The 20,946-nt window shown below is 30.3% G+C and carries 18 protein-coding genes, 1 pseudogene and 1 other annotated feature; of the genes and pseudogenes, 5 read left to right on the top strand and 14 right to left on the bottom strand.

Annotated elements, in window-relative coordinates; all coding sequences use genetic code 11:
* Nucleotide 1 precedes the first annotated feature (1 nt).
* The 5 genes from M4I33_RS09090 to purR form a co-directional block, all read right to left on the bottom strand.
* Nucleotides 2-688: a response regulator transcription factor gene (locus tag M4I33_RS09090; RefSeq protein ID WP_257916493.1), complete on the bottom strand. Its 687-nt coding sequence runs from the start codon at nt 686-688 to the stop codon at nt 2-4.
* Between the two features lie 219 nt (nt 689-907).
* On the bottom strand, nt 908-1,876 hold the full coding sequence (locus M4I33_RS09085) for a ribose-phosphate diphosphokinase (RefSeq protein WP_194191912.1): 969 nt from the start codon (nt 1,874-1,876) through the stop codon (nt 908-910).
* Nucleotides 1,877-1,933: 57 nt separating this feature from the next.
* The gene (gene glmU, locus M4I33_RS09080; protein ID WP_257916492.1) at nt 1,934-3,304 is read right to left on the bottom strand and encodes a bifunctional UDP-N-acetylglucosamine diphosphorylase/glucosamine-1-phosphate N-acetyltransferase GlmU; all 1,371 of its coding nucleotides are present in this window, start codon (nt 3,302-3,304) and stop codon (nt 1,934-1,936) included.
* A 238-nt stretch (nt 3,305-3,542) separates the two neighbouring features.
* Entirely contained in the window at nt 3,543-3,824 is a 282-nt protein-coding gene (spoVG, locus tag M4I33_RS09075) for a septation regulator SpoVG (protein ID WP_194191914.1), read from the bottom strand.
* A gap of 109 nt (nt 3,825-3,933) precedes the next feature.
* A complete protein-coding gene (gene purR, locus M4I33_RS09070; RefSeq protein WP_257916491.1) occupies nt 3,934-4,749 on the bottom strand; it encodes a pur operon repressor in 816 nt (271 codons plus the stop codon).
* 241 nt (nt 4,750-4,990) lie between these two features.
* Here purR and murC point away from each other — a divergent pair, with 241 nt between their 5' ends.
* On the top strand, nt 4,991-6,370 hold the full coding sequence (gene murC / locus M4I33_RS09065) for a UDP-N-acetylmuramate--L-alanine ligase (protein ID WP_257916490.1): 1,380 nt from the start codon (nt 4,991-4,993) through the stop codon (nt 6,368-6,370).
* A 157-nt stretch (nt 6,371-6,527) separates the two neighbouring features.
* On the opposite strand, the gene M4I33_RS09060 is transcribed toward murC, so the two are convergent.
* Nucleotides 6,528-7,091, bottom strand: coding sequence for a YdcF family protein (locus M4I33_RS09060; protein WP_257916489.1), 564 nt, complete (start codon nt 7,089-7,091; stop codon nt 6,528-6,530).
* A 353-nt stretch (nt 7,092-7,444) separates the two neighbouring features.
* Here M4I33_RS09060 and M4I33_RS09055 point away from each other — a divergent pair, with 353 nt between their 5' ends.
* A complete protein-coding gene (locus M4I33_RS09055; RefSeq protein WP_257916488.1) occupies nt 7,445-8,671 on the top strand; it encodes a NupC/NupG family nucleoside CNT transporter in 1,227 nt (408 codons plus the stop codon).
* A 64-nt stretch (nt 8,672-8,735) separates the two neighbouring features.
* Here M4I33_RS09055 and M4I33_RS09050 read toward each other — a convergent pair whose 3' ends face one another.
* The 3 genes from M4I33_RS09050 to M4I33_RS09040 all read right to left on the bottom strand — a co-directional run bounded on the left by M4I33_RS09050 (nt 8,736) and on the right by M4I33_RS09040 (nt 11,447).
* The gene (locus M4I33_RS09050; RefSeq protein ID WP_257916487.1) at nt 8,736-9,704 is read right to left on the bottom strand and encodes a DUF4179 domain-containing protein; all 969 of its coding nucleotides are present in this window, start codon (nt 9,702-9,704) and stop codon (nt 8,736-8,738) included.
* A gap of 3 nt (nt 9,705-9,707) precedes the next feature.
* Nucleotides 9,708-10,235, bottom strand: coding sequence for a sigma-70 family RNA polymerase sigma factor (locus M4I33_RS09045; RefSeq protein ID WP_257916486.1), 528 nt, complete (start codon nt 10,233-10,235; stop codon nt 9,708-9,710).
* A 132-nt stretch (nt 10,236-10,367) separates the two neighbouring features.
* Complete coding sequence (locus M4I33_RS09040) at nt 10,368-11,447, bottom strand: Xaa-Pro peptidase family protein (protein ID WP_257916485.1); 1,080 nt, start codon at nt 11,445-11,447, stop codon at nt 10,368-10,370.
* A gap of 115 nt (nt 11,448-11,562) precedes the next feature.
* Here M4I33_RS09040 and M4I33_RS09035 point away from each other — a divergent pair, with 115 nt between their 5' ends.
* Nucleotides 11,563-12,261: a metallophosphoesterase gene (locus M4I33_RS09035; RefSeq protein ID WP_257916484.1), complete on the top strand. Its 699-nt coding sequence runs from the start codon at nt 11,563-11,565 to the stop codon at nt 12,259-12,261.
* Between the two features lie 37 nt (nt 12,262-12,298).
* Here M4I33_RS09035 and M4I33_RS09030 read toward each other — a convergent pair whose 3' ends face one another.
* Nucleotides 12,299-12,697: a cytochrome b5 domain-containing protein gene (locus M4I33_RS09030; protein WP_257916483.1), complete on the bottom strand. Its 399-nt coding sequence runs from the start codon at nt 12,695-12,697 to the stop codon at nt 12,299-12,301.
* A gap of 100 nt (nt 12,698-12,797) precedes the next feature.
* Nucleotides 12,798-13,042: a binding site (T-box leader), on the top strand.
* A gap of 72 nt (nt 13,043-13,114) precedes the next feature.
* Here M4I33_RS09030 and asnS point away from each other — a divergent pair.
* Together asnS and M4I33_RS09020 are read left to right on the top strand one after the other, a co-directional pair.
* Nucleotides 13,115-14,512 carry an asparagine--tRNA ligase gene (gene asnS, locus M4I33_RS09025; RefSeq protein WP_257916482.1) on the top strand — a complete coding sequence of 466 codons (1,398 nt, stop codon included), beginning with the start codon at nt 13,115-13,117 and terminating at the stop codon, nt 14,510-14,512.
* Between the two features lie 253 nt (nt 14,513-14,765).
* The gene (locus tag M4I33_RS09020) at nt 14,766-16,187 is read left to right on the top strand and encodes an amino acid permease (RefSeq protein ID WP_257916481.1); all 1,422 of its coding nucleotides are present in this window, start codon (nt 14,766-14,768) and stop codon (nt 16,185-16,187) included.
* Between the two features lie 49 nt (nt 16,188-16,236).
* On the opposite strand, the pseudogene M4I33_RS09015 reads toward M4I33_RS09020, so the two are convergent.
* From M4I33_RS09015 to M4I33_RS09000, 4 genes and pseudogenes are all read right to left on the bottom strand, one after another.
* Nucleotides 16,237-17,640, bottom strand: a pseudogene (locus M4I33_RS09015) (leucyl aminopeptidase).
* 94 nt (nt 17,641-17,734) lie between these two features.
* On the bottom strand, nt 17,735-18,253 hold the full coding sequence (nrdG, locus tag M4I33_RS09010) for an anaerobic ribonucleoside-triphosphate reductase activating protein (RefSeq protein WP_257916480.1): 519 nt from the start codon (nt 18,251-18,253) through the stop codon (nt 17,735-17,737).
* Between the two features lie 94 nt (nt 18,254-18,347).
* On the bottom strand, nt 18,348-18,893 hold the full coding sequence (locus M4I33_RS09005; RefSeq protein ID WP_257916479.1) for a DUF2812 domain-containing protein: 546 nt from the start codon (nt 18,891-18,893) through the stop codon (nt 18,348-18,350).
* 117 nt (nt 18,894-19,010) lie between these two features.
* Nucleotides 19,011-20,933 carry an aconitate hydratase gene (locus M4I33_RS09000; protein WP_257916478.1) on the bottom strand — a complete coding sequence of 641 codons (1,923 nt, stop codon included), beginning with the start codon at nt 20,931-20,933 and terminating at the stop codon, nt 19,011-19,013.
* Nucleotides 20,934-20,946: the final 13 nt, after the last annotated feature.

Raw genomic sequence — 20,946 nt, 5'->3', positions numbered from 1 at the left:
CCTATTTCACCTCGAATTTATATCCAACTCCCCAAACTGTTTCTATTTGCCATGTATCGCCTGAATGTAATTTCTCTCTAAGTCTCTTGACATGTACGTCTACAGTTCTTGAGTCACCTGGGTAATCATACCCCCAAACTTCGCATAAAAGTTGTTCTCTTGTAAATACTCTATTCTTATTGCAAGCTAAGTAGTAAAGTAGTTCAAATTCTTTAGGTGGCATTTTTACTTCGTTGTTTTTATAAATTACCTTGTATGAATTTGCATCGATTGTTAAATCATTGTATTGAATTAATTCTTTGTTTGTGTTATCTGCTGTGTATCTTCTCATAACAGCTTTTACTCTAGCTAATAATTCTTTTGGTTCAAATGGTTTAACTATATAATCATCTGCACCAAGTTCTAAAGCTAAAACCTTATCAAAAGTATCACCTTTTGCTGTTAACATTATTACAGGTGTTGTTCCTTCTTTTCTTATCCATTTTAAAACATCTATTCCATCGATGTTTGGAATCATAACGTCAAGTAAAACTATATCTGGTTTATATTCTAAGAATATATCCTCAGCTTCCTTTCCGTTGTTTGCAATTTTCGTATCATAACCTGCACTTTTTACATACATGTTTATGACTTCGCAAATATTTTCGTCATCATCTACTATTAAAACTTTTCCTAATACGCCCTCCATATTAGCACCTCCATATATTTTAAATATAATATTTTAAAAACTTATATTTTTGTTTAACTATCCATTATAAATTTATCATTAATTAAGTATCATTAGTATAGTTTTATCTAATAAGTTACAAATTATTAACCATATATATGAAATTATTTAAATTTATAAAATTAGGCTGCACCTTACATAAAAAATTATGTAGTGTGCAGCCTCTAAAATAAAATAGCCTTATTTTTGCATTTCGAATAATTTACTTATTGGTTTGTCATCATATATTCTTTGAATTGCTTCAGCAAATAATGGTGCTACTGAAAGTGATGTGAATAATTCAGTATTTGTTCCTTCTGGTAATTTTATAGTATTAAGCATTACTAATTTCTCTATTGCAGAATCAGTAATTCTTTCAAATGCTGGTCCTGATAATACTCCGTGTGTACAACAAGCGTATACTTTAGTTGCTCCTAATTCTTTAAGAGCATTTGCAGCATTTGCTATAGTTCCAGCTGTATCTATCATATCATCTATTAAGATACATCTCTTACCTTCAACATCTCCAATTATATTCATTATTTCTGATACATTTGCTTTTGGTCTTCTTTTATCGATTATTGCTATAGGTGCATGTAAGTAATCTGCGAACTTTCTTGCTCTAGTTACACTTCCTAAATCTGGTGATACAACAACTACATCTTCTTTATCATCTAAATCCATTTCGTTTACGAAATATTCAGCAAGGATTGGTGACCCTACTAAATGATCTACTGGTATATTAAAGTATCCTTGGATTTGTGCAGCATGTAAGTCCATAGTAAGAACTCTGTCTGCTCCTGCTGTAGTTAAAAGGTCAGCAACTAACTTAGCTGTTATTGGATCTCTTGACTTAGCTTTTCTGTCTTGTCTTGCATATCCATAGTATGGCATAACTGCTGTTATTCTACCTGCTGATGCTCTTTTAAATGCATCTATCATTATTAATAATTCCATTAAGTTGTTGTTAACTGGAGAACAAGTTGATTGAACTATAAATACGTCAGCACCTCTTACAGTTTCTCCGATATTTATTGCTATTTCCCCATCACTGAAAGTTCCTACTTGAGCCTTACCTATTTCTAATCCCAATATTTTTGCTATTTCCTCTGCTAATTCTGGGTGTGAATTACCTGTGAATATTTTGATATTCTTTCCATGATTAATCATAATCTATGAAGACCTCCTCAATATTTTAGCTATTATTAGTTTATATAATAAAATTTATTATTTCATTAGTCCTTTTTTAGAAACCCATCCTTTGATGTTTCTTTGCTTAGCTCTTGCTACAGCTAAAGCACCTTCTTCTACTTCTGAAGTTATAGTTGAACCTGCTGCTATATAAGTATTGTCGTTAACTTTTACTGGAGATACTAAGTTTGTGTTACATCCTATGAAACTATGATCACCTATTATAGTTTTGTGTTTTTTAGTTCCATCGTAATTTACTATTACTGTTCCACAACCAAAGTTACATTCTTTTCCTACTTCTGCATCACCAATGTAAGTTAAGTGTGATACTTTAGTTCCATCTCCTATAGATGATTTTTTAACTTCAACGAAGTCACCAATTTTAACTTTTTCACCTATAGTACTTTCTGGTCTTATATAAGCAAATGGACCAACAGTAGTATTTTTTCCTACTTTACTTTCTAGTATTACTGATGATTCAATATTTACATTATCTTCTATAACGCTGTCTTTTATTCTTGAGTTTGGCATAATAGTGCAAAACTCTCCGATTTTAGTATTACCTTCTAATACAACGTTTGGATAGATTATTGTATCTTTTGCTATTTCAACATCAGCACCAATATATGTTGATTTTGGATCTATTAAAGTTACCCCATTTTCTAAATGTGATAAGTTTATTCTTTTTCTTAAAATTTCTTCTGCTTCTGCAAGTTGAACTCTTGAATTTACTCCTATAGTATCTTCGTAGTCTGTAACAACTGCACCAACTTTTTTTCCTTCTGATTTGAATATTCCAATAACATCAGTTAAGTAATATTCTCCTTGTTCGTTATTATTTGATAACTTATCTAAAGCTTCTATAAGCTCTTCTATATCGAAGCAATACATTGCTGCGTTCATTTCATTTACTAATAATTCTTCTTCGCTGCAATCTTTGTGTTCAACTATCTTAAGTACAAAACCATCTTCATCTCTTATGATTCTTCCGTATCCTGTAGGATCTTCAACCATTGCACTTAAAAGTGTTGCTGAATTATTATTTTCTTCGTGTTCTTTTATAAGTTCTAAAACAGTACTTTCTTTAGTTAATGGAGCATCACCTGCAAAAACTATAACTGTTCCCTTTTTTCCTTTTAGGAAATCAATAGCACACTTAGCTGCGTGACCTGTTCCTAATTGTTCATTTTGTAATGAATAAGAAACATTTCTGCTTTCTGTTCCTTTTTTAACTAACTCAGCACCTTTTCCTATAATTACATTAACATCTTCGATGTTAGCTTTTCTCATATTATCTATTACGTGGTTCACCATTTCTTTTCCGCAAACTTTGTGTAATACCTTAGGTAAATCTGATTTAATTCTCTTCCCTTGTCCTGCTGCAAGTATTAATGCGCATTTATACATTTTACCACCTCTATTATGACGAATATTTACATAATAGTATATATTATTTGATTTAGTGTATACACCATTATAATCATATACCTTTATAATTATATTTCAAACATCTCAGTATTTCAACCTCGCAAACTAGCCTTTAATCAATTTTTCCTTACTATTTATAAGAGTTTAATCAAAAATATTCGCTTTTTTGCATAAAACAAAAAAAATAAAAGGGTATTACTACCCTTTTATCACTGATTTAATCTTCACTTACTTCATTTTCTTCTTGTAATGCTTCTTCATATGCTTTTAGTATCGCTTTTTGAATAGTCTCTCTAGCGTCTGTGTTTATAGGATGTGCTATATCCTTAAACTCTCCATCGGGTGTCTTTCTACTTGGCATAGCGATAAATAGTCCGTTCTGCCCCTCGATTACTTTAATGTCGTGTACAACAAATTGCTCATCAAAAGTTACAGAAACGATTGCTTTCATTTTTCCATCCGTAGTTATCTTTCTTATTCTTACGTCTGTTATTTGCATTTAACTACACCTCCAGTTGCCTTGATGGTATTATAATTCTCCATTTATTGGTTAAATCCTCTTTTTTCCTTGGAAAATTTATAATATTTCTAAAAAAAACTAGAAAATTTTAATTTTCAAACATTTTTGAAGGTTTTACGTCTAATATAGTAGATCCATTAACTGCATGAAGGTCAACTATAGATACGTAATTTAATATTTTCTTTTCTACATCTTTATTGTCAACTAAAACTCCTATTCCTGTAAGTTCACTGTCGAATTCTTTTAATAAATCTTTTATTCCAAGTGCAGTTCCTCCACCTTTCATAAAATCATCAATAAATATACATTTAGAATTACTCTTCATTGATTTTTTTGAAAGTGACATTTGTTGAAGTCTTCCACTAGTACCTGATACGTAGTTTATAGACATCGTAGGACCTTCTGTAACTTGTGCATCTCTTCTTGCTATAACTAATTGAACTCCTAGATTTCTTGCTACTTCATAAGCTAAAGGAATACCCTTAGTTTCAACTGTTATAACGTAATCTACTTCTGTTGATTTAAATAAAGATGAAAGTATAGTTCCAGCTCTACTTATAATTTCAGGATTACACATAACATCTGTCATATAAATTATGTTTCCAGGTATCACTCTGCTATCATCGTTTAAAAGGTTACATAATTCTAAAGCGAATTCTTTCCCTTTATCTATTCCGATTTGAGGAATATATTTAATTCCCCCTGCTGCACCAGATATAGTTTCTATTCTACCCATCTGGAGTTTTTCTAGCACTTCTCTAACTATAACTATATCTTCACTTATAGTTGACTTTGCTGCATTTAGCATTTCTGAAAATCTATTTAATCCAATTATCTTATTTGGATTTTCCATTAAAACTTTTGTAATAACTACTACTCTATTATTTCTACTTAACTTTTCCATTATAATCACCCACATTTTCAATAAATACGAAATATATGATTAAAATCATACCTCAATATTCATATTTTATTCTATATCATTTCCTCTTGCAATATATTTTAAACTTATATCTATAAATATTTTCATTAAAGATGTAAATTTAGTATTTAATTCAAAATTAATAAATTATTATTCGTTTTCTGTGTTCAAATTATTAATTTTGTATATAATTATAAATGAACTAAGAAAAGGGGTTGATTTCATGTCATTCGATTTTTTAAATGATAAAAACAAAAAAGTTCATTTTATTGGTATTGGCGGTATAAGCATGAGCGGTCTTGCTGCTGTACTATTAAACAATGGTTTTAAAGTATCTGGTTCAGATTCTAAAGAATCTGCTATAACAAACAGCTTAAAAGATAAAGGTGCTGAAATATATATAGGACATAATAGTGATAATCTTAAAGATGTAGATTTAGTTGTTTATACAGCAGCTATCCCGTCAGATAATCCTGAGATTATTAAAGCTAAAGAAGATAGTATCACTTTAATGGATAGAGCTGAATTTTTAGGTTTAATTATGAAAGGACATAAATACAACGTAGCAGTTGCTGGTACTCACGGAAAAACTACTTGTACTTCTATGATCACTAACATAACTCTTGAAGCTGATTTAGATCCTACTATTCTTGTAGGTGGAGAATTAGATGTTATAGGAGGGAACTATAGAATAGGTCAAAGCGAATACTTCGTAACTGAGGCTTGTGAATATAAGGAATCATTCCTTAAATTCTTCCCATACGTTGGTATAATCTTAAACATCGATGCTGACCACCTAGATTACTATAGAGATTTAGACCACATAACTGAAACTTTTAAAAAATTCTCAAAACTTATACCAAAAGACGGATATCTTATAGGATATAACGAAGATCCTAACGTAAAAGATATCTTAAATCACGCAGATTGTAACACTATAAGCTACGGTTTTGATGATACTTCTGATGTGTGGGCTAAAAACATTTCATACAACAACAAAGGATGTGCTACATTTACTGTAGTTCGTGGCTCAGAAGAGCTATTTGAAGTTACTCTTGAAATGCCAGGAACTCACAACATCTTAAACGCACTTTCAACTATTTCTGTAGGATTAATATTTGATATATCTTACGAAAAAATAGCTGAAGGTCTAAAAGAATGCAAGGGTGCACACAAAAGATTTGAATATAAAGGTGAAAGAAACGGAATCACTGTTATAGATGATTACGCTCATCACCCTGTTGAAATTAAAGCAACTCTTAATACTGCAAAAAAAATACCTCACGGTAAAACTTATTGCGTATTCCAACCTCATACTTATACAAGAACTAAGACTTTATTTAATGAATTCACAGAAGCTTTCTTTGACTGTGATGAATTAATCCTTATGGATATTTACGCAGCTAGAGAAAAAGATACAGGTCTTGTTTCTTCAGATGAACTTGGAGATGCTATAAGAGAAAAAGGTGTTAAATGTATAAATGTTCACTCTCATAAAGAAGCCGTTGAATATTTAAACAAAAATTTAAACAAAAACGACATGCTTCTAACAGTAGGTGCTGGAGATGTTGTTATAGTTGGAGAAACGTTTTTACAAGACTAAAACCCTTTCTCATTTTACAAATTTGTAAATTTAAGTAATTAATTTAAGTTAAAAAAATAGAAAATACAAATACTGTTTAAGTATTTGTATTTTCTATTTTAAAATGAATACGAATTCAAAAACTCTATCTACTATATAATTTCATTAATATAGTATGCTACTTAAGTTTTTTAGTATATTTTAAGTATTTTATCTTTACATAATCCTTTATAAAAGCAGCTGTTTCTCTTAAAGAAAGTTTCATATTAAACCTCTCTCTACTGTTTATAACGCTGACTTTAAGCCCTAGCTCCTTACAAATGAACCTAACTCTAGCTATATGAAATCTATTAGTACATACAATTAAACGTTTACTTTTATTTTTCTTTAATATCTCCTTAGTAAATAAAAGGTTCTCGAATGTGTTCATAGACCTTTTTTCTAGATATATATCAGACTTTTTCACTAAACTTTTTATAAGTTCTTCTTCCATCCAAATATATTCAGGAATATCTCCTTCGCCTCTACCTGTTGCTATTATTGACTTAACCTTATCTTCCCTATATAAATTAACAGCTAAATCTAACCTTCTTTTAATGTTTTCACTCTCTATCTTACATCCTAAAACTATTGCAACTTCGCTAGGTTCTGATTCTTGCCCTTTTTGAGTAGAAATCCATATTAATATAGCAAATAAAATTAACAATATAATACAAAAAATTTTTATCACTAAAAAAATCATACTTTTATATCCAAAACTTGCTATTTATTATACTATTATATAGCATATACTATTTATTAGTTCTTTAATTTCCAAAATTTCTCGAAACATTTTTTTGTAAATCTATTTAATTTTTTTCAATTATAACTTATAATAAGAACGAACAAAATTAGTTCTTCTACAATATTCTGCATATTTTTATGCGAAAATATATAACTTATAAATAAGTCTTTTATATTTTTTGCAATGCAGAAAACGTTTAAATATTTTTTGTATAGATGTTTTTGAATATTTATTCTAAACATTTATCTTTATGTTCGTTTGTAATAATTTTTAACATACAAAAAAATATAACACACAAAGGAGAAGGAAAATTGGACAGATTTATTGGATTAATAGGTATAGCTGTTATTATTGGTATAGCGGTATTATTTTCAACAAACAGAAAAAAAATCAACTGGCGTCTAGTTATTACTGGTCTTATAATACAAGTTATTTTTGGACTTTTAATCATAAACGTACCTGCTGGTAGAGATTTTTTCAATTACATTAGCACTTTTATAACTAAATTATTAGATTTTACAGCTGAGGGTACTCGTTTCTTATTCGGTAACCTTTTAGATGAAAACACATTTGGAATGATCTTTGCATTAAAAGTACTTCCAACTATCATATTCTTCTCAGCTTTAATGGGAATTCTTTATTATTTAGGAATCATGCAAGCTGTAGTTAAAGTTATAGCTAAATTTATTTGTAAATTACTAGGAACTTCAGGTGCTGAAACTTTAAGTGCCGTAGGTAACATATTCTTAGGTCAAACTGAAGCACCGCTTCTAGTTAAACCTTATATTAAAGAAATGACTCAATCTGAGCTTATGGCTATCATGGTTGGTGGTATGGCTACAGTTGCTGGTGGAGTTATGGCAGGATACGTAGCAATGGGTATCGATGCTGGTAACTTACTTGCAGCAAGTATTATGGCTGCACCTGCTGGATTAGTTTTAGCTAAGATTTTAGTTCCTGAAACTGAAGAACCAGTTACTAAAGATATATCAAACATCACAGTTGAGCAAACTGCTTCAAACGTAGTTGAAGCTGCTGCAAACGGTGCTAGCGAAGGTTTAGGATTAGCTCTTAACGTTGGAGCTATGCTTCTTGCATTCGTTGCTCTTATCGCTTGTCTTAACTGGATACTTGCTTCAATTGGTGGATTATTCGGAGCTCCTTGGTTAACATTCCAATGGATAATGGGTAAATTATTCTCACCACTTGCATTCGTAATGGGTGTTCCTACTGTAGATATCTCTGCAGCTGGTAACTTATTAGGTCAAAAAGTAATGATAAACGAATTCGTTGCATACGCTGAATTATCAAAACAAATGGCAGCAAATGTTTTACAACCAAAAACTGTATTAATATTAACTTATGCACTTTGCGGATTCGCTAATATCAGTTCTGTTGCTATCCAAATCGGTGGAATTGGATCATTAGCACCAGAAAAGAAATCAATTATCGCTAAATTAGGATTTAAAGCCTTATTAGGTGGTGCACTTGCTACTTGTTTAACAGGTACAATTGCCGGAGTCCTATTCTCAATATAAATAACTTAAATTTTTAACAACACATACAAGAAAAAGCATTCGGGCCTCCCGAATGCTTTTTACTTTATTTTAAGTTTAAATTTATTTCCTTACCTCCACACTTTATACTAACTTCATCTTTAAAATCTTTTCCTTTTATATATCTATACTCAAACTTATTTTTCTCTTTATTTTCATAATATACTTTGCTATCACTATCCATTTTTTTATCACCAGATAGAACCTCTAATTGATTTTCACTTACTCCTTCTTTAATCTTCTCACCTATTAATATCAAATGAGTTTCTGTAGAAATAACTTCTTTTATTTTGTAATTTGAAATTATCTTACCTACGCTTAAAACATTTGCTTTATCAGAAACATTTTTAACTAAAGTCTTAAGTGAAAACTTCTCATCTCCAATATTTATATCTTGATCTAATTTAAAATCTTCACTTCCTATTCCAACGTATTTACTTAATTTTTTATCATATATTTCATTATCTATATCTGACATCCAATCATCATTTAAGTAAATAGATTTTATTCCAACCCTAATGTTTTTATCTACCTTTTCGCTGTAACCTCCTACAGCATTACACTCTCTATTTTCTCCATTTATCTTAAAGTCTGAATTTATATTTATATCTTCATCTTTGTTTAAGTTATCTTCATTATATTTAATCTCATAAGTAAAATTTAATGTAAAACCATCATAAACAACACTTTTTATTTTAAAAGTGCCTCCTTTAAAACTAAATACTTGATTAACTAAATTTGCATTACTACTATATTTATCACTTCTTCCCAATAAATTAAATACAAAATCTTTAACATCTTCTCCAGTTGCATAACTAACAACAGTAAAACTAGTGCCGCATAAAACTACTAACCCTAAGAGAGCTATTTTTAAAAACTTTTTTTCTCTCTTTATACTATTTCTTTTCTTTAAACTATTTAATGTATCATTAATCTTATCATCTATATTTTTAGGAATTTCATTACTTCCATCTTCTATTAATGCCTTTATTTTTTTATCAAAATCATTATTCATATACTACATAATCCTCCCCATCAAATCTGCTAGTTTTTTCTTTCCCCTTAATAATCTAGTTCTAACAGTAGAATCTTTCAAATTCAAAACCTTAGCTATATCTTTTTGCTTCATATCCTCAAAATAATATAAAAGTATTATCTCCTTTGTTTCTTTAGGCAATTTCTCTATAGCATCCTTTAAATCTAAATTCTCATAAGAATCGTCTGTACACTTATTTGATATTTCTTGTATTTCTTCTAAACTTATAATATCTTTGTTTTTAATTAATATCTTTTTACATTCATTAATTAAAATTCTTACAAGCCAAGTTTTAAAATACTTCTCTTCCCTTAAATTTTCTATATTCTCATAAGCATTTATTATAGTATTTTGTATAGCATCTTCTATATCACATTCTCTTTTTAATATACCCTTTGATACTTTATATAAATTAAGTTTATTTTCCTTTATTAATTTAGAAAATGAATCCTTATCTCCTTTTTTTGCTTTATAAACATCTGATCTAGGCTTAAACAAAGCTATTTTCAAATTTCAAGTCCCCCTTAAGCTTTAAATTAATTACGTAATTACATATTAGATAATTATTCAACGTAAAATGTTTCAAGCCTTTAAAAAAAGATAAAAAAAAAGATACCTAAAATTTTTAGGTATCTTTTTTCATTATTTAATTACTGTAAGTTCTTTAGTTACTTGATTTAACTTTTCACAGCCGTTTTTAGTTACTAAAACTAAATCTTCTATTCTAACTCCGATATCATCTTTTAAGTAAATACCAGGCTCTATTGAGAAAATCATTCCTTCTTTAACTTCGTTATGGTTTATAGCACTAACATCTCCAGCGTCGTGACACTCTATTCCTATGCAGTGACCCGTTCTATGCGTAAAGTACTCTCCATATCCTTCTTTTTCTATGTAGCTTCTAGCTGCATTATCTATATCGCTAAATTTAACTCCTGGTTTTATCATAGCTATAGCTCTTTCGTTAGCTTCTTTTACTATGTTATAAACCTTAGCATGTTCTTTTGATGGTTCTTCTTTAAAGAATACTGTTCTTGTCATATCTGAGCAGTAATCCTTATACACTCCTCCCATATCGATTACTATGCTATCTCCTTTTTTAAGAACTGTATCATCAGTTCCGTGATGAGGATCTGCACCGTTTGGGCAAAATGCAACTATAGGACTAAATGAAAATTTGTTCATTCCATTTTTAGCGTATAGCTCTTTTAAAAGGTCTGCATAATATCTTTCAGTTTTTCCTTCTTCAAGTCTTTCTAAAAGTTCTACCATAGTTTTATCATTTAATCTTGAAGCTTCTTTCATAAGCTTTATTTCTTCTTCATCTTTAACTCTTCTTAAATCATCTATTATTGTAGATGAATTTACGTATCCACTAGCACTATTTATATCCATTAATCTTATTAAGAATTGTGCTGGCATAGTTTTATCTATTCCTAAAACTTCGTTTTTATCTACAAAACTTGAAAGTAGTTTTATTGGATCTTCTGTATCAGTATACCAAGCTAAATCTACTCCTAAATCTTCGTTTATAGGGAAAAGTTTATTTATAATTAGTTTATGCTCTCCATTAGATTTAATAAGAAGCGCTATCATTCTCTCCCCTGGACTAAACCATTTTCCTGTTAAATAAAATAATGATGGAGGTGCTGAAACTACCATTTGCTTTAAGCCTTGTCTTTGCATCTCTTCAATCACATTAAAAATTCTGTTTACCTTCATTCTTTATCCCTCCGTTTATGTATATTTATCTTCTATTATACACTATTTAATAACTTTTATATCTCTCTTCTATTGTTGTATAATATAGTTATATTGAATTATGGAGGTCTTAACAATGAAAATCGCAGTTATTTCTGATATACACGGAAATCTATATGCACTAATGAGAGTATTAGAAGATATAGAAGACAATAAAGTAGATACAATCGTATGTCTTGGAGACCTAGTTGGGTACGGTCCTCATCCAAACGAAGTAGTTGCTATGATAAGAAGAAGAAAAATTCTTTGCATTAAAGGAAATTATGATGCAGCTGTTTGTGAAAATGAATTTAATTTTATAAGAGAAAATACTATTAATTCATTTACATTACCTTGGACTGTAGAAGAATTAAGAGCTGAAAACAGGCATTATCTTGATAATTTACCTACTTCACTTAATCTTAATTTTGATGGTAACAATATTTTATTTGTACACGGTAGCCCAAATAAAATAAATGAATATATGCTAAAAGACTCTGAGGAAACTGAAACTATTATGAAAGAACTTAATTATGATATTTTAGTTTCTGCACACACTCACCTTCCTTGTGCTAAACAATTTGATAACAAATTATTTATAAACGATGGAAGCGTTGGTAAACCAAAAATCGGAAGACCAAACCCTACTTACGCTATATTAAATATAGACAAAGATAGTGGAACTTCTGTTAAAATTCACGAAGTTGAATATGAAGTAAAAAGAATAATTAAAGATATGAAGATGTTAAACTTCCCTGAGAGACTTATATCTTCATTTGAAACTGGAACTGAATAAAAAAATTCTGAGATGATTTTTATCATCTCAGAATTTTTTATTCTATCAATATGCCAACAATCCTAGAACTTTTAAGTTTTACTTTATCTTTATTGTTACATGCTTTGTATTCATTAGTAACATCTTTTCCAGGTTTTATATTGCAATATACTCCCTCTTTAAATCCAGTAACACCAGTAACATCATAAACTGTTCCTTCTATAGCTATGTAAGCTAAGTTATTTCCAAGTCCATCGTATTTTGAAAGCTCCTCTATTGTAAATTCTTTTCTCATATAATCTAATAAATTATATTCTTCTAATATAATTTCTATATCTTCCATTATATTTTTTATTTCCTCTACTATCTCTTCTTTATTTTTAGACCTTTCTAATAACATTTTTTTAAGTTTATTTATTTGATTATTTTTTTTAATTAGAAGTTTTTCTAGTAACATTTTATCCCCCAAAGAAATATTAGTATATAAAATTAATATATGCTTACTATATTGCATTTGATAGAAAAGTATTGTAAAATCAATTTAATGTATTCAAATTAAAAAAACTTTGACGAGAAGAGTAGACTTAGGACGTAGTTCTTAGCGAGTGAGGGATGGTGCGAGCCTCATACGAAGCCTTTGATTGAAGAACATCTCTGAGTTTCTAACCGAAAGCTTTTAAAGCAAGTAGACTTAGACGGATCCAAACCGTTAATATTGGATGGCATAAGTTTTGTGCCTGTTAAAGCCGGCTGTTTATCAGCAATTTGGGTGGTACCGCGGATATATCCTTTCGTCCCTTATAGTTTAGGGAAACGATAGGATTTTTTTATTGTCTAAAATTAAGAAAAAAACAATTACTAGGAGGTAATATTAATGAACAAAGATAACGTATTAGTTAGATCTCTTTACAGAAACACAGCTGAATATTTAAACAAAGACGTAACTATAACTGGATGGATAAGAACTTTAAGAGCTTCAAATGCTTTTGGTTTTGTAGAAATCAATGATGGTTCTTTCTTTAAAAATATCCAAGTAGTATTTGGAAGCGAATTAGATAACTTTAAAGACGTTTCAAAGTTACCTATATGCTCATCTTTAAAAATAATAGGTACTTTAGTAGAAACTCCAAACGCTAAACAACCGTTTGAGATTCAAGCTAAAGAAATAGTAATAGAAGGTATGTCAGATTCAGACTACCCACTTCAAAAGAAAAGACACACTTTCGAGTATTTAAGAAGCATAGCTCACTTAAGACCTAGAAGTAATGCTTTCTCAGCAGTATTTAGAGTTAGATCAGTTGCAGCTTATGCTATACACAAATTCTTCCAAGAGCAAAACTTCGTATACACTCACACTCCAATCTTAACTGGTAGTGACTGTGAAGGTGCAGGAGAAATGTTTAAAGTAACTACGTTTGATTTACAAAACGTACCTACTACTAAAGAAGGAACTATAGATTTCAAAGAAGATTTCTTCGGAAAAGAAACTAACCTTACAGTTTCAGGACAATTAAACGGTGAAACTTTTGCTTTAGCATTTAGAAACATCTATACTTTCGGACCAACATTTAGAGCTGAAAATTCAAACACAGCAAGACATGCTGCTGAATTCTGGATGGTTGAACCTGAAATATCATTTGCAGATTTAAATGATAACATGGAACTTGCTGAAAAAATGCTAACATATGTTATTAAATATGTTATGAATGAATGCCCTGAAGAAATTCAATTCTTCAACCAATTTATAGATAAAGGTTTAGTAGAAAGATTAAATCACGTAGTAAACTCAAACTTTGCGAGAGTTACTTACACTGATGCTGTAGAAATACTTAAATCTTGTGATAAGAAATTCGACTACCCTGTTGAGTGGGGAATCGACTTACAAACTGAACACGAAAGATACTTAACTGAAGAGCACTTCAAGTGTCCAGTATTTGTAACTGATTATCCAAAAGATATAAAAGCATTCTACATGAGAATGAACGAAGACAACAAAACAGTTGCTGCTATGGACCTTTTAGTTCCTGGTATCGGCGAAATAATAGGTGGAAGCCAAAGGGAAGAAAGACTTGATGTTTTAAAAGCAAGAATGTCTGAACTTAACTTAAACGAAGAAGATTACTGGTGGTATTTAGAGCTTAGAAAATACGGAGAAACTAAGCACTCAGGATACGGATTAGGATTTGAAAGATTAATAATGTATATAACTGGTATGTCAAATATCAGAGACGTAATCCCATTCCCAAGAACTACAGGTCAATCAGACTTCTAATAAAAAAGCCACTGAATTCAGTGGCTTTTATTTTCAACTTTTTTATTCCATTCTAATCTTAATTTGTAATAATTTTAATTATTATGGAACATATTGACTATAGTGTACATCTTGTATTACTATATGTTATGATACGATAATTAAATCTTTAACAAAACCAATCACACGTTATTTAAATGTTTACATTTAGTTAACATATTAAGATTTATTATCTTGTTATTTTAAAAATGAATATAGTTATGGGGGGTTCTTTATGAACGCAAAAAACGATACTAAAAAAATCATGTGGTATAGTCTTGCACTTATGGCCTTCTCTGCTGTTTGGGGATTTGGAAACGTTGTTAACGGATTCTCTGAATTCGGAGGACTTAAAGCGATTGTATCATGGATACTAATTTTCGCAGTATATTTCGTTCCTTACGCTTTAATGGTTGGGGAACTTGGTTCTGCATTTAAAGATTTAGGTGGTGGGGTTAGTTCTTGGATTAACGAAACTATAGGACCTAAACTTGCTTATTATGCTGGTTGGACTTACTTTGTTGTACACTTACCTTACATATCACAAAAACCTCAAGGTGCAGTTATTGCAGCTTCTTGGGCAATATTCCAAGATGGTTCAATAAGTAATCTTAGCCCTTTATTATTACAAGCTCTTTGCTTAGTAATATTCTTATTTGGACTTTGGTTTGCATCAAAAGGAATTAAAGCATTAAAGAACATAACAACTATAGCCGGTACATCAATGTTTATAATGTCAATTCTTTTCATATTATTAATGATTGCAGCACCAGCTATAACAAATGCACCTCTTCTAAAAATAGATTGGTCATTTGATACATTCATGCCTACTTTCGACGTTAAATACTTTACTAGTTTATCTATATTAGTATTTGCTGTTGGTGGTTGTGAAAAGATTTCACCTTATGTAAATAAGATGAAGGATCCTTCTAAAGGTTTCCCAAAAGGTATGATAGCACTTGCTATAATGGTTGCTGTTTGTGCTATACTTGGAACTATTTCTTTAGGAATGATGTTTGATTCAAATAATGTTCCAAAAGACTTATTAACAAATGGTGCTTACTACGCATTCCAAAGACTTGGTGAATACTATGGAATAGGGAATACTTTCGTTGTTATCTACGCTATAACAAATGTTATAGGACAAGTATCAACTCTTATCCTTTCAATAGATGCACCACTACGTATACTTTTAGATAGTGCAGATAGTGAATATATACCAGAAAAATTACTTGTTCAAAATGAACATGGTTCTTTTATTAATGGTAATAAATTAATAGGTGTAATCGTTGCTATTTTAATAATAATACCTGCTTTTGGTATAGGTGATGTTGATGCTATTGTAAAATGGTTAATAAAGCTTAATGCTGTTTGTATGCCACTTAGATATCTTTGGGTATTCGTAGCTTATATAGCATTAAAAAGAGCTGGAGATAAATTCCACGCTGAATATAGATTCACTAAAAGCAAAGCTTTTGGTATTATCCTAGGTGCATGGTGCTTTGGATTCACTGCATTTGCATGTATAGGTGGAATGTATTCAGAAAACACATTCCAATTAGTATTAAATATAATAACTCCTTTCGTTTTAGTTGGATTAGGATTAATCTTACCTAGAATCGCTGCAAAAGAAAGAAGAGCTAAAGGAATATCTTAAAATAAAAAGATGCTTCGCAAAATATATTTGCGAAGCATCTTTTTTAATTCTATTTATTAGCTCTTCCTTTTGCTAATTCATAAATAGTGTTAACTGGAACTCCAGTACCACCTTTTCCTTTATAAGTTACAGGTTTATCAGTCCAAGCTGTTCCTGCTATATCCATATGAACCCAAGGAGTTTCTTCTGCAAATTCTCCAACAAACAATCCTGCTGTTATTGTTCCTGCATATCTTCCTCCTATGTTTTTAAGGTCTGCTATATCTGATTTTATTAATTCTTTATATTCTTCAAAAGCTGGTAACTTCCAAGCTCTTTCCCCTGTATACTCTGAAACACCAACTACTTCACTGCATAAATCATCATTATTTGTTACAAGTGCTGTAGTAGTTTCTCCTAATGCTACAAGTGCTGCTCCTGTTAAAGTCGCAAGTTCAACAATTTCAGTTACCTTTTCTTCTGTTTTAATATAAGTCATAGCATCTGCTAAAGTTAATCTTCCTTCTGCATCTGTATTTAATACTTATATTGTTTTTCCAGCCATACTTCCTATGATATCTCCTGCTTTATAAGCATTTCCATCTATCATGTTTTCACAAGCTGCAACTACACCTATAACATTTATTTTTAAATCTCTCTTTGCTATAGAAGTCATTGCTCCTATAACTGCAGCTGCACCACCCATATCTGATTTCATAGTTGCCATACTATCAGTTGGTTTTAATGAATATCCGCCTGAGTCAAAAGTAAGACCTTTACCTACTAATCCTAATCTTTTCTTTTTATTTTCATTATCACCAAAGTATCTCATTACAATTAATTTTGGTTCGTTAGTTGACCCTTTAGCTACACTTAAGAATGCTTCCATCCCTAATTCTTCGATCTTTTCTTGACCTAAAACTTCAACTTCAAATCCAAATGTTTCTCCAAGTTCTTGAACTTTAAATCCTAAAACTTCAGGATACATTTCGTTTGCCGGTTCGTTTACTAAATCTCTTGCGATAACTACACCATTTGCTATATCTATTCCTTCTTCTATAGAATCTTTAACATCCTCTTCTCCTATATCACTAACATTACATCCTGTAAATGAAATAAATACGTCTTTTTTATCTTCTTTTTTGCTTTTATATTTATCGAAAGTGTAATCTGTAAGTTCTAAAGCTATAGTCATAGCTTTAAGAATTTCTTTTATATCAATTGCATCTGTTCTTATCATTCTTACAGCTATATCTGTATCTTTAAGTTCTTTTAGCTTTTTATAAGCTTTTGATATATTTACTTTTATTTTTTCTAAATTTATCTCTTCTTCTTTTCCAAGACCAATTAAAACTATATCTTGAATAACTCCATCTATTTCACGAGTGAAGCTATACATTTCACCTAACTTACCGTTAAACTTATCAGTCTTTTTTAAGTGTTCTATCATTTTTTTAAGTTCTTCATGTTTCATAACAATCTTATCTTCAAAAAATGGCATTATAACACCTGAAGTTTCTCTACATGATTTTGTTTTAAATCCAAATTCCATAATTCTAAACACCTCTCTATTTCATATATTCTTCAAATAAAACAACTTCTCCTGATTCTAAGCTCTTTTTAACATCAATTATTCTTTGATTTTTAGAACCTCTAAATCTTAAGCCATCTCCCATGTTGTCTATTTCAAACTTACCATCAACAAGAGCATCTAAATTATATAATAAATCTTTAAATCCTTCTTTTTTATCTAAATTATCCATTATATATTCGAAAGTATATCCAGTAAATGACCAAACATCTTTTCCGTTTTCTCTAAACTTTTTAGCCATATATGCAAAATCTTCTGCTCTTTCAAAAGGATCTCCACCGCTAAAAGTAACTCCTTTAATCATAGGATTATCTAATACATCTTCTATTAGTTCATCCATATCTTTTAAAGTGCCACCTTCAAAGTTATGAGTATCTGGATTAAAGCAACCTTCACAATTATGATTGCATCCTTGTGAAAAGAACACCCTTCTCATACCTGGTCCGTTTACTAAACTTTCATATGCAATTCCTGCAAGTCTTATTTTCTTACTCATTATGCTCCTCCTGATTTTAAATTATTATATCATACTAATTTAGTCGGTTATATACATTTATATATCATTTAACCTTTTTAACATAAAAATTTAATTATTTATTGTACTTCTTTCTTATCCTAAAGTAATTAATTCCTGATAGAATAGTTAACCCTAACCATATAAAAACTAACAGCTTAAATAGATTTGAATCGCTTTTTAATAAACTATAATCTAAGTAAATAAAAACCATTAAAGAGATAAGATATATTATAAAAGTTTTTAATGATTCTTTTTTTATTTGTCCCTCTATCTCAGACAAATATTCAAAACTGTTCTTTAAGTCTTTTCCAAGAATAATTCTTTCAAATAATAACCCTCTTCTATAATACACGGTCCAAGTCTCATCATCTATAACACTTCTATTTAATACTAAATACTTCATTATACGAGGCTTACCCTTTATAAAATAAAACATTCCTAAATTTACTTTATATAAATTAAGTCCCCTAACTTCCATTTCACTAAGCCACTCTTCTGTCCCTACAGCATCTATTAAAAAGAAAGGCCTAAATACCTTTATTAAAATGTTTTTATCCTCTAATTCTCTTTCCTCAAACGGAGTCAGTTTTGCTCCGCAATACCCTGCCCCTTTTTCCATAAAATCTCCCCTTAAATATATCTATATTTATCTAAAACATAACACTCTTACTCTTTAAGTGTCAATTTATAATCCATAACAAAAAGCCTATCAACTTTAAAATTGATAGGCTTTTTATTAATTATTTTCTTTTACGTAATTTAATCTTCCGCCAGCATATATAACTTCTATTTCTTTTAAAGTTAAATCAACTTTAGCTTTAAATTCATTTCCTTTAGTTATATTTTTAAATGTTATTTCACCTTTTTCTAATTCATCCTTAATATCATAAGCTCTAATGTCATCTAATAAATCTATAGATTCATAAACCGTTTCATCTTCAAATTCTACAGGTATAATCCCATTATTAATTAAGTTAGCTTTATGAATCCTTGCAAATGATTTTGCAACTACAGCTTTTACTCCTAAATATAATGGTGCAAGGGCTGCATGTTCTCTACTTGAACCTTGTCCGTAATTTGAACCTGCAACTATTATTCCACCACCATTTTCCTTAGCTCTTTTCGGGAATTCTGTATCAACTGTATTAAAGCAAAACTCTGATAAATAAGGAATATTTGATCTAAATGGTAGAAGCTTAGAGTTTGAAGGCATTATATGGTCTGTTGTTATATTATCTTCAACTTTAATTAAAACTTTACCGCTTAAATCTTTTTCTAACTCTTTATTTACTGGGAATGGTTTTATATTCGGTCCCCTCTTAACTTCAACTTCTCTATTATCTACAGCTGGCTTTATAATCATAGAATCATCTACTAAAAACTTTTCTGGCATTTCAAAATCTAAAGAAACTGATAACTCTCTAGGGTCTGTTAAAAATCCAGTAATAGCTGAAACTGCTGCTGTCTCAGGGCTAACTAAAAATATCTTTGCTGAAAGAGTACCACTTCTTCCATAGAAATTCCTATTAAAGGTTCTTAATGATATTCCATCTGTACCTGGCGCTTGTCCCATCCCTATACAAGGACCACAAGAGTTTTCTAAAATCCTAGCACCAGAACTAATTATATCTCCTAAGGCTCCATTTCTAGAAAGCATCTCCATAACTTGCCTAGACCCAGGTGCTATTACAAGGCTTACGTCATCTTGAATTTTCTTTCCTTTTAATATCTTACTTACTTTCATTAAATCTTCATAAGAAGAATTTGTACAGCTTCCTATAGCAACTTGGTCGACTTTAATTTTTCCTATTTTAGAAACTTCTAAAACATTATCTGGAGAATGTGGCATAGCGGCTAGAGGTTCTAATTTTTCTAAATCTATCTCTACTATCTCATCATAAAAAGCATCACTATCTGGTTTTAAAAATCTAAATTCATCTTCTCTTTCTTGCGCTTTAAAAAACTCTAAAGTTCTTTCATCACTTGGGAAAATAGAAGTCGTTGCACCAAGTTCAGCTCCCATATTTGTAATAGTTGCTCTCTCTGGAACTGACAAACTTAAAACTCCAGGTCCTCCGTATTCAAAAACCTTTCCTACTCCACCTTTTACAGTAAACTTTCTTAAAACTTCTAAAATGATATCTTTTGCAGAAACCATCCTTTTTAATTTGCCTTTTAGTTCTATCTTGCAAACTTTAGGCATGTTTATATTATATGCTCCTCCTGCCATAGAAAGAGCTACATCTAGACCTCCAGCTCCCATAGCTAGCATTCCTACTCCACCTGCTGTAGGCGTGTGGCTATCTGAACCTATTAAAGTTTCTCCTGGAGTTGAAAATCTTTCTAAAAAAACTTGGTGACATATACCGTTACCTGGCTTTGAAAAATATACTCCATGCTTAGAAGCTACTGTTTGAATGAATTTGTGGTCATCTGCATTTTCAAAACCTTGTTGAAGCATATTGTGATCTATAAAAGCTATAGATCTTTTAGTTTTAACTTTATCTATCCCCATAGCTTCTAATTGAAGGTATGCCATAGTTCCTGTTGAGTCTTGAGTAAGTGTTTGATCTATCTTAATACTTATAGGTTCAGAAGTTTTAAGTTCTCCTGAAACTAAATGATTTTTTATTATTTTATATACTAAATTATCTCCCAAAATTAAGCCCCCT

Origin of the sequence: Clostridium sp. LY3-2 (assembly GCF_024705715.1) — a bacterium.
GTDB lineage: Bacteria > Bacillota > Clostridia > Clostridiales > Clostridiaceae > Clostridium.
Note: the sequence above shows the minus strand (reverse complement) of the source record. Positions and strands in the feature narration are given on the sequence as shown.

Coding starts and splice junctions, on each gene's coding strand:
- M4I33_RS09090 (WP_257916493.1), bottom strand. CDS start 688: ATGGAGGGCGTATTAGGAAAAGTTTTAATAGTAGATGATGACGAAAAT.
- M4I33_RS09085 (WP_194191912.1), bottom strand. CDS start 1,876: ATGATTAATCATGGAAAGAATATCAAAATATTCACAGGTAATTCACAC.
- glmU (WP_257916492.1), bottom strand. CDS start 3,304: ATGTATAAATGCGCATTAATACTTGCAGCAGGACAAGGGAAGAGAATT.
- spoVG (WP_194191914.1), bottom strand. CDS start 3,824: ATGCAAATAACAGACGTAAGAATAAGAAAGATAACTACGGATGGAAAA.
- purR (WP_257916491.1), bottom strand. CDS start 4,749: ATGGAAAAGTTAAGTAGAAATAATAGAGTAGTAGTTATTACAAAAGTT.
- murC (WP_257916490.1), top strand. CDS start 4,991: ATGTCATTCGATTTTTTAAATGATAAAAACAAAAAAGTTCATTTTATT.
- M4I33_RS09060 (WP_257916489.1), bottom strand. CDS start 7,091: ATGATTTTTTTAGTGATAAAAATTTTTTGTATTATATTGTTAATTTTA.
- M4I33_RS09050 (WP_257916487.1), bottom strand. CDS start 9,704: ATGAATAATGATTTTGATAAAAAAATAAAGGCATTAATAGAAGATGGA.
- M4I33_RS09040 (WP_257916485.1), bottom strand. CDS start 11,447: ATGAAGGTAAACAGAATTTTTAATGTGATTGAAGAGATGCAAAGACAA.
- M4I33_RS09035 (WP_257916484.1), top strand. CDS start 11,563: ATGAAAATCGCAGTTATTTCTGATATACACGGAAATCTATATGCACTA.
- M4I33_RS09030 (WP_257916483.1), bottom strand. CDS start 12,697: ATGTTACTAGAAAAACTTCTAATTAAAAAAAATAATCAAATAAATAAA.
- asnS (WP_257916482.1), top strand. CDS start 13,115: ATGAACAAAGATAACGTATTAGTTAGATCTCTTTACAGAAACACAGCT.
- M4I33_RS09020 (WP_257916481.1), top strand. CDS start 14,766: ATGAACGCAAAAAACGATACTAAAAAAATCATGTGGTATAGTCTTGCA.
- nrdG (WP_257916480.1), bottom strand. CDS start 18,253: ATGAGTAAGAAAATAAGACTTGCAGGAATTGCATATGAAAGTTTAGTA.
- M4I33_RS09005 (WP_257916479.1), bottom strand. CDS start 18,893: ATGGAAAAAGGGGCAGGGTATTGCGGAGCAAAACTGACTCCGTTTGAG.